The 7,370-nt window shown below is 64.9% G+C and carries 8 protein-coding genes; 4 read left to right on the plus strand and 4 right to left on the minus strand.

What is annotated here, in order from left to right; all coding sequences use genetic code 11:
- Positions 1–25 precede the first annotated feature (25 nt).
- Both AC1DX0_RS10135 and AC1DX0_RS10140 read right to left on the minus strand, forming a co-directional pair.
- Positions 26–832 carry an SDR family NAD(P)-dependent oxidoreductase gene (locus AC1DX0_RS10135; RefSeq protein WP_477220852.1) on the minus strand — a complete coding sequence of 269 codons (807 nt, stop codon included), beginning with the start codon at positions 830–832 and terminating at the stop codon, positions 26–28.
- Positions 825–1,637: a shikimate dehydrogenase family protein gene (locus AC1DX0_RS10140; protein ID WP_477220853.1), complete on the minus strand. Its 813-nt coding sequence runs from the start codon at positions 1,635–1,637 to the stop codon at positions 825–827. Before AC1DX0_RS10140 ends, AC1DX0_RS10135 begins: the two co-directional genes overlap by 8 nt.
- A 133-nt stretch (positions 1,638–1,770) precedes the next feature.
- Here AC1DX0_RS10140 and AC1DX0_RS10145 point away from each other — a divergent pair, with 133 nt between their 5' ends.
- The gene (locus AC1DX0_RS10145) at positions 1,771–2,535 is read left to right on the plus strand and encodes an HpcH/HpaI aldolase family protein (protein WP_477220854.1); all 765 of its coding nucleotides are present in this window, start codon (positions 1,771–1,773) and stop codon (positions 2,533–2,535) included.
- A gap of 14 nt (positions 2,536–2,549) precedes the next feature.
- Complete coding sequence (locus AC1DX0_RS10150; RefSeq protein ID WP_477220855.1) at positions 2,550–3,767, plus strand: NAD(P)/FAD-dependent oxidoreductase; 1,218 nt, start codon at positions 2,550–2,552, stop codon at positions 3,765–3,767.
- Positions 3,768–3,826: 59 nt separating this feature from the next.
- On the opposite strand, the gene AC1DX0_RS10155 is transcribed toward AC1DX0_RS10150, so the two are convergent.
- On the minus strand, positions 3,827–4,327 hold the full coding sequence (locus AC1DX0_RS10155) for a peptide deformylase (RefSeq protein WP_477220856.1): 501 nt from the start codon (positions 4,325–4,327) through the stop codon (positions 3,827–3,829).
- Positions 4,328–4,399: 72 nt separating this feature from the next.
- Positions 4,400–4,990, minus strand: a complete 591-nt coding sequence (locus tag AC1DX0_RS10160; protein ID WP_477220857.1) for an amino acid synthesis family protein — start codon at positions 4,988–4,990, stop codon at positions 4,400–4,402.
- A 164-nt stretch (positions 4,991–5,154) separates the two neighbouring features.
- Between AC1DX0_RS10160 and AC1DX0_RS10165 the strand changes: the two genes are divergently transcribed.
- The gene (locus AC1DX0_RS10165) at positions 5,155–6,954 is read left to right on the plus strand and encodes a helix-turn-helix domain-containing protein (protein ID WP_477220858.1); all 1,800 of its coding nucleotides are present in this window, start codon (positions 5,155–5,157) and stop codon (positions 6,952–6,954) included.
- Between the two features lie 175 nt (positions 6,955–7,129).
- On the plus strand, positions 7,130–7,370 hold a 241-nt coding region (locus AC1DX0_RS10170), incomplete at its 3' end, for a flavin reductase family protein (RefSeq protein WP_477355215.1).

Genomic DNA, 7,370 nt, shown 5'->3' on the forward strand with positions numbered 1-7,370 from the left:
GGTTGCCGGCATCCGCCGGATGGGGTCAGATTGCCGGCGTGCGCCGGATGGGATTGCCTTGCAGGTACTGTGCGTAGGGCGCCTGCACGAGCCAGCCGGCGTCGACAGGCAAGGTGACACCGGTTATCGACGCGGCACGATCAGAGCAGAGGAATAGCGCCGCCTCGGCCACGTCGCGCGGCTCGACGAAGCGGCGCAACGCCGTGGTCGCCTGGATCGCTTCGGGGTTGCGCTCACCGTTGGCGATCCTCGCCTTCAACCCGTCGGAAAGCGTGTAGCCGGGCGCCACCGCATTGACACGCACCCCATGCGGGCCGAGYTCYGCSGCCAGGATCTGSGTCAGYGCCAGGACCGCGTGCTTGCCRGGCGTGTAGGCYGGCAGCGACAGCGGCGCGAAGGAGGCGAGCGAGCCGACATTCAGGATCGCRCCGCGYCCGGCSGCCGACATCAGCCGGCCGAACACCTGGCAACCCAGCAGCGTGCCGCGATAGTTGACCCGCCACATCTTCTCGTCCTCGTCCAGGTCCTGGTCGAGCACATGCTTGCCGCTCTGCAGCATGCCGGCGCAGTTGACGACGACTTCAGGCGTGCCGAACGCAGCGCTGACCGCTTCGGCCAATGCCTCCACCGAGGCCGCTTCTGCGACATCGGTCTGGACAAACAAAGCGCACGGCGCGCCCGCTGCCTCGCAGGCGTTGGCCGCTTCCTTGCCTCGTGTCGCGTCCCGGCCGGCGACGACGATCTGGTAGCCGTCTTCGGCGAAGCGCAAGGCAATCGCGCGGCCTATGCCGGAGGTGCCGCCGATGACGACGGCCGTCAGTGGCTCAGCCATGGCTGCGATCCCTGCGCTCGATGTCGAAGAATTCGGCCATGGCTTCAACCTGGAAGTCCATCATCGGGCGTCCGGGCTGGACGCGGCAGCCGATCGCCTTCGCTGCCTTGAGCAGCGCCGTCTCGGCCGGTTCCATGATGATGTCGACGACCGTCATGTCAGGCGTCAGCTTGCTCACATCCATGGGCAGCGGATCACTGGCCTTCAGCCCGGAAGGCGTGGCGTTGATCGCCATGTCCATGCCGGACGGATCGGGCTGGCCGACCTCGATACGGCATTTTGGAAAAGACTTGCCGACCAGCGCGGCCAGCTTCTCCGCGCGTCCCCTGTCGATGTCGGTCAGCCGGATCTCCGCCGCGCCTTCCTCGGCCAGACAGTAGGTCAGCGACGCACCGGCGCCGCCGGCACCGACCTGGAGGATGCGGCGACCGGCAATCTGGTGCCCGCCCGCCTTCAGCCCGTCGATGAAGCCGACGCCGTCGAAATTGTCGGCGTACCAGCTTCCATCGGGCAGCCGCCGCACCGAATTGGCGCTCTCAACCCGTGCCGCGCGGTCATGCGCGGCAGAACACTTGTGGTAGACCGCGACCTTGTACGGCACCGAGATGATGACGCCGCGGATGTTCTCGGCCGCCGTGATCCCGGCCCAGAAGGTGTCGAAATCCTCCGGCCGACAGCTCAACGGCACCATCAGGCTGTCGAGGCCCTTCTGCTCGAAGATCTCGTTGAACATGCCGGGGCTCTTGGCGTGGCCCACGGGATGGGCCAGCATGACGAAGACATCGGCCTTGCCGGTTCCGCGCATCGATTTATTCCTTTCCATTTGACAGTTCATGGTCGCTCAGCGGTCGGGCGCATCTTGCATCGTGGCAAAGCCGTATGATATAGGACATCATACAAATTTCAATGCACCTTCTTTGGCTGGAGACCACCGCGAAATGCACGAGCGCCGCAACGTTCTGAAGGCCGCCGTGACGGCTGGCCGGGCTCATATCGGCATCTGGTGCTCGCTGGCTTCCGCCCTCACCACGGAGATCGTCGCCGGCTCCGGCGCCGGCTGGGTGCTGATCGATGGCGAGCATAGCCCCAACGATCTGCGCAGCATCATGGCGCAGCTTCAGGTCACGGCCGGCTTCGATAGTGAGGCCGTTGTCAGGCTGCCTTCCGACGATGCCAATCTGATCAAGCAGGCGCTCGATATCGGCGCACGCAGCCTGATGATCCCCAATGTGCGCACGGCCGAGCAGGCCCGCGCCATTGTTGCAGCGATGACCTATGCACCCGGCGGGTTTCGCGGCTTCTCCGTTGGCCATCGCGCCAACGCCTTCGGCCGCATCGCCGGCTATCACGCCAAGGCGCGTGAGCAGCAGCTTCTCGCCGTGCAGATCGAATGCGAGACAGGCGTGGCCAACGCTGCCGAGATCGCTGCCGTCGACGGTGTCGACGTCCTCTTCGTCGGCCCCGGTGACCTCTCCGCCAATATGGGCGCGATGGGCAATCCGGGTGCCGCGCATGTTCAGGAGGCGATAGCCTCGGTGCGCAAGGCCGCAAAGGCAGCAGGCAAGGCCAGCGGCATACTGGCGCCGGCAAAGGCCGATGCCGACCGCTACCTCGCCGACGGCTTCACCATGGTCGCCGTCGGGTCGGACCTCGGCCTGCTGGCACGGGGCTCGGATGCCCTGATCGCTTCATTCAATCAGTAGACCGGAGACAGACCGTGGCAATTCCTCCTTACAAGGCGCCGTCGCGCACTGCCTACGATATCGTCATCGTCGGCGGCGCGGTGGTCGGCTCGTCGACGGCCTATTGGCTCAGCCAGGCGCTGGGCAATGGCGCCTCGATCCTCGTGATCGAGCGCGACTCGAGCTACACCTTTTCTTCGACCGCGCTCTCCACCAGCGCCATCCGCCAGCAATATTCCAATCCGATCAATGTGAAGATCAGCCAGTTCGGCATCGACATCATCCGCCATTTTCCGGAGCGAATGGCGCCCTTCTACAAGGACGAGCCGGCGCCCGATCTCGGCTTCAAGGAATATGGCTATCTCTATTGTTGCTCGCCCGACGGCGTGGAGGCCGCGCGCGAACGCGTCGACCTGCAGCGCAGCCTCGGCGCTCACACCGTCTTCCTCGAGCCGGGCCCGCTGAAGGAACGTTTTCCCTGGCTCAATGTCAAGGATCTCGGCGGCGGTTCGTGGGGCGCGCGCGAAGAGGGCTGGTTCGATTCCATGGGCCTGCTGAACGGCTTCCGCCGCGCGGCGCGCGCCAGCGGCGTAGAATATATCGACAACGCCGTGAATGGACTGGAACTCGCCGATGGGCGTGTCGTCTCGGCCCGGCTGGCGACCGGCGAGGTGATTTCCTGCGGAACCCTGGTCAACGCCGCCGGTCCGCGCGCGCAGCAGGTCGCCGCCATGGCTGGCCTGTCCATCCCGGTCGCTCCCTACAAGCGCTACAGTTTCGTCTTCGCCAGCGCCACGCCGATCCCCGGGCGGATGCCCAACGTCATCGACCTCTCCGGCACCTTCGTGCGKCCGGAAGGCGAGCTTTTCCTCACCGGCAACACGCCGCAGGGCGACGGCCCGGCGGACTATGACGACTTCGAAATGCATTTCGAGGAATTCGACGATTACATCTGGCCGGCGCTCTGGCATCGCATTCCGGCCTTCGATGCGCTGAAGGTCCAGACCAGCTGGACCGGCCACTACGAATACAACATGCTCGACCACAATGGCATTGTCGGCTTCCATCCGGAGGTGACCAACTTCATGTTCGCCAACGGTTTTTCCGGGCACGGGCTGCAACAGTCGCCGGCCGTGGGCCGGGCGGTGTCGGAGCTGATCGTCCACGGCGCTTTTCAGACGCTTGATCTCACCCCGTTCTGCTACGAGCGCATTGCGCGCAACGAGCCGTTCCTCGAAGAAGCGGTGATCTGAGGCCAGGGAGCGCTGGACTTGTGCCCGGCCTGGCGACGGCGGATGCATGGGGCCGTCGACTAAAAGCCCCGCTGCTGTTTCTGGTATCGTTTGACCAGCCGCTCCCGCTTCAGGCGGGAGAGCCGCTCGATCCAGAAGACACCGTTGAGTTGGTCGATCTCGTGCTGGTGGCAGACAGAGAGCAGGCCTTCGGCCTCCTCGACAGCTTCGTCGCCATCCAGGGTCTGGTAGCCGATACGGACGTGTGCATGCCGTTCGATTTCCTCGGTGACCCCTGGCATGGATACGCTGCCTTCGATATGGCGGATCATTTCGCCCGATGCCCAAAGAATGGTCGGGTTGACGTAGCTGCGCAGGCCCGCCGAAGGCGACAGTTCGAGGACGACCAGTCGCTTCAGGATGCCGATGTGAGGCGCGGTGATGCCGATGCCCGGAGCGGCGCGCATGGTGTCGGTGAGATCGCCGGCAAGCCGGTGCAGGTCCTCGTCAAAGACCGATATGGGCTCGGCGACGGAGCGTAGACGAGGATCGGGAAATCTCACGATCGGCCGTATCGTCACATGTCACTCCCGCGTTCGGCAATCGCAGGCTAACGTCAGGCGATCAAGAGGCCAAGCCCGGCTATGCCTGTGTCAGGCTTGAACGGCGAGCCGCTCTTTCTCCATCTCGGCCATGTCCTGGAAGCGGTCGGCGATGCGGGGATGGATGCGGCCGCCATCCGCAGCGCCGATGGCGACGACGATCTCGTCCGCGGCCGGGCCGTCGGCAATCTGGAAGTTGGCGGTGATGAAATGCGAGCGGCGGCCGTTCTCGCTCTTGTGCATCATCGGCAGCGACAGCAGCGCGCCAGGGGCGTTGCGTGTGTTGCAGAATTCGAGATAGGTCGTGCCGCCGACGGCATCGCGGAAGACATTGCCGAAGCGCAGCGTGTGGATCATGGCGGAGGCATGCTCGATCTCGCCGGCAGTTCCGACGGCGGCGGCCTTGCCGTAGCTTTCGATGCGTTCCGCCGGCATCAGCCCAATCAGGCGGTGCGTGAGTTCCTGCCCGAGCCGGGGCGCGATGGCGACAATTTCCGGCCGCAAATCCTCGACGAAACCGCGGCCGGCCCATGGATTGCCCAGGACGGCGGCGACGACGATCGATGTCACCGGCCTGGCGGCCGCCCTGCTGCCTTCGAAGTGCACTTCCTCGATGAAGGTACAGATCTTTCGCAATTCCATGATTTGGCCTCTCCACGTAGAAGCTCAAATCTAATGCGCGCCAATCGACGGGTATTCCTCCGGTTCGTAGGAAGAATCGGCGTGCGCCCCGCGTGGAAGCGGTGTAGCGTTGATATATCCGCGACGGCTAAAATTCGCCCTTCGCGAGTGGCGGAAGATCAGGCGTGGACCACGAGTCGCAAATTCTCTCCTTGCGGGACGCCGCCAGCCTCATCAATTCGGGCGGCGATCTCCAGTCCGTGCTGCGCGACCTCGTGCTGGCGGCCTGCCGTCATGCCAAATGGACGCTGGGCTCGATCATGGGCATCGATGCCCCGCATGGCCACGCCTATGTCATCGTGCGCCACGATCCGACGCTCATTCACCGCACGCTGCCGGACCGCTGGGAACTGGCCACCAGTCCCTCGATCGTCGCGCTCAACCGCAATGAGCCGGTCTACATCAGGGACGCGCGGGTGTCGGAGGAGTTCCCGGGCTATCGCCGCGAGGCCTTCGAGCGCGACTACCGCAGCGTGCTGGTCATGCCGATGAACTGCGTCGACGAGGACGGCCGGCCGATGGTGCTGACCGTCGTCTCGCGCGAGATCACCGAAGTGACGGCGGAGGATATCGCCTTCATCGGCATGATCGTGCATCTGGGCGAGATCGCGGTCGAGAAGCAGCATCGGTTGCGCCAGGAGAAGCAGGCCGGCGAACGCCTGCAACGCGCGCTTTCGGCGCACACCTCGCTTCTGCAGCAGGCCTTGTCGGACGGGTCCGTGGTTTCGCTCGCTGAAAAGGTCAGCGAGCTTCTGCCCAATCCGGTGGTGGTGATCGATTTCCATGCCAATCTGGTCGTCGCCGGCCGTTCCCCGAGCGAGGCGCATTTCGACATCGCCTCCTGGCAGCAGGCGGTGAGCGGAACGCTGAGCCGGCAGATCTTCAAGATCGCGCGCGGCGCGTCCGACGGACGCCACACCGAGACGCTGTTCGTCGATGACGGCAAGCGACAGCTGAAGCTTTCGGTGCGCATCGAGCCGCTTACCATTGATGCCGAAGTGGTTGGTGCCCTGATGATTTTCCCGACACCGCAGGCGTCGGGCCAACTCGATCAGATGCTGCTCGACAGCGCCAAATTCGCGCTCAGCGTGCAGATGATGCGCAGCTTCGTGCGCTTCCGTTTCGAGACGCGTTCGCTGACCGAGCTTTTCCTGGAGGTGGCGGAGCGCCGCTGGCGCGACGAGGCCGATATCGTCAATCGCGCCCGCCGGCTGGGGCTCGACTTGACCGTTGCGCAGAAGATGATCGTCGTCGACCTCGCCGAGCAGGTGAAGGATGGTGCCATCGGCCTTGCCGATCCGCATCATGCGCTCGTGCGTCTCCTGCAGCAGGCCGGCATTGCCGGCACGGCTATCGCGGTGGAGGATGGGCTTGTCTGCCTTGTTCCGGCCGATGCCGGGCAGGACGGCGCGCGCTTCGCGAAATTGCCGCACAGGATCGCGGCCGAGCTTGGCCGCTATTTCGAGCGCGAACCGGTGGTGGTGCTTTCCGAGGCCTGTGCCGCGCTGGCCGATTATCCCATCGCCTGGGAGCGGTGCCGCCGCATGATCCGCATCGGCCGTTCCTTCGGCCGCACCGGCGTTTTTGCCGGCCAGGATTTCGGTCCGCTGCCGATATTGGTCGCCGCCGCCGACGCTCCCGACGTGCGCGGCTTCGTCGAGGACAGTGTCGGCGCCCTGATCGCGCATGACCGCGAGCACGGCACGCCCTATCTCGACACGCTGTTTGCCTATCTGCGCGAGGGCTGCCGCAGCCAGGCCTGCGCCGACGCCATCGGCCTGCATGTCACCACTTTGCGCTATCGCCTGTCGCGCATGGAGGAACTGTTCGGGATCCGTCTCGACACGCCCGAACAGCGCTTCGCGGTCGAACTGGCGATCCGTCTCAGCGGCATCATCGACAGCCGCGTGCCGATGGCCCGCTAGGCTCTCTTGACCTCGCCACCACCGTTGCGATGCGGCAGTTGCCGCAGGCACAGGCTCGCCGCGCTCAGGCTTGCTCGGGATAACAGCAGCACGCCGCACCATCTTTCCTACAGACCGGAGGAAGAACGCCAGCCGGCGCCTGCTTAGCTTTCATCCGACACTTAGGAGGAAAGCAATGGCGGACGCGGTGGCACAAAGGACGATCGACCCGATCGCCTTGCGTCGTGCCTTCGGCACCTTCGTCACCGGCGTCACCGTCATCACCACGCGCGATGGCGACGGCAATCCACGCGGCATGACCGCCAACTCCTTCACCTCGGTCTCGCTTGACCCGCCATTGCTCCTGGTCTGTGTCGGCAAGGCGGCGGCGAGCTTTCCCGCCTTCAACGAGACACGGTCCTTCGCGGTCAATTTCC

Source organism: Mesorhizobium sp. P3_A9 (assembly GCF_056402975.1).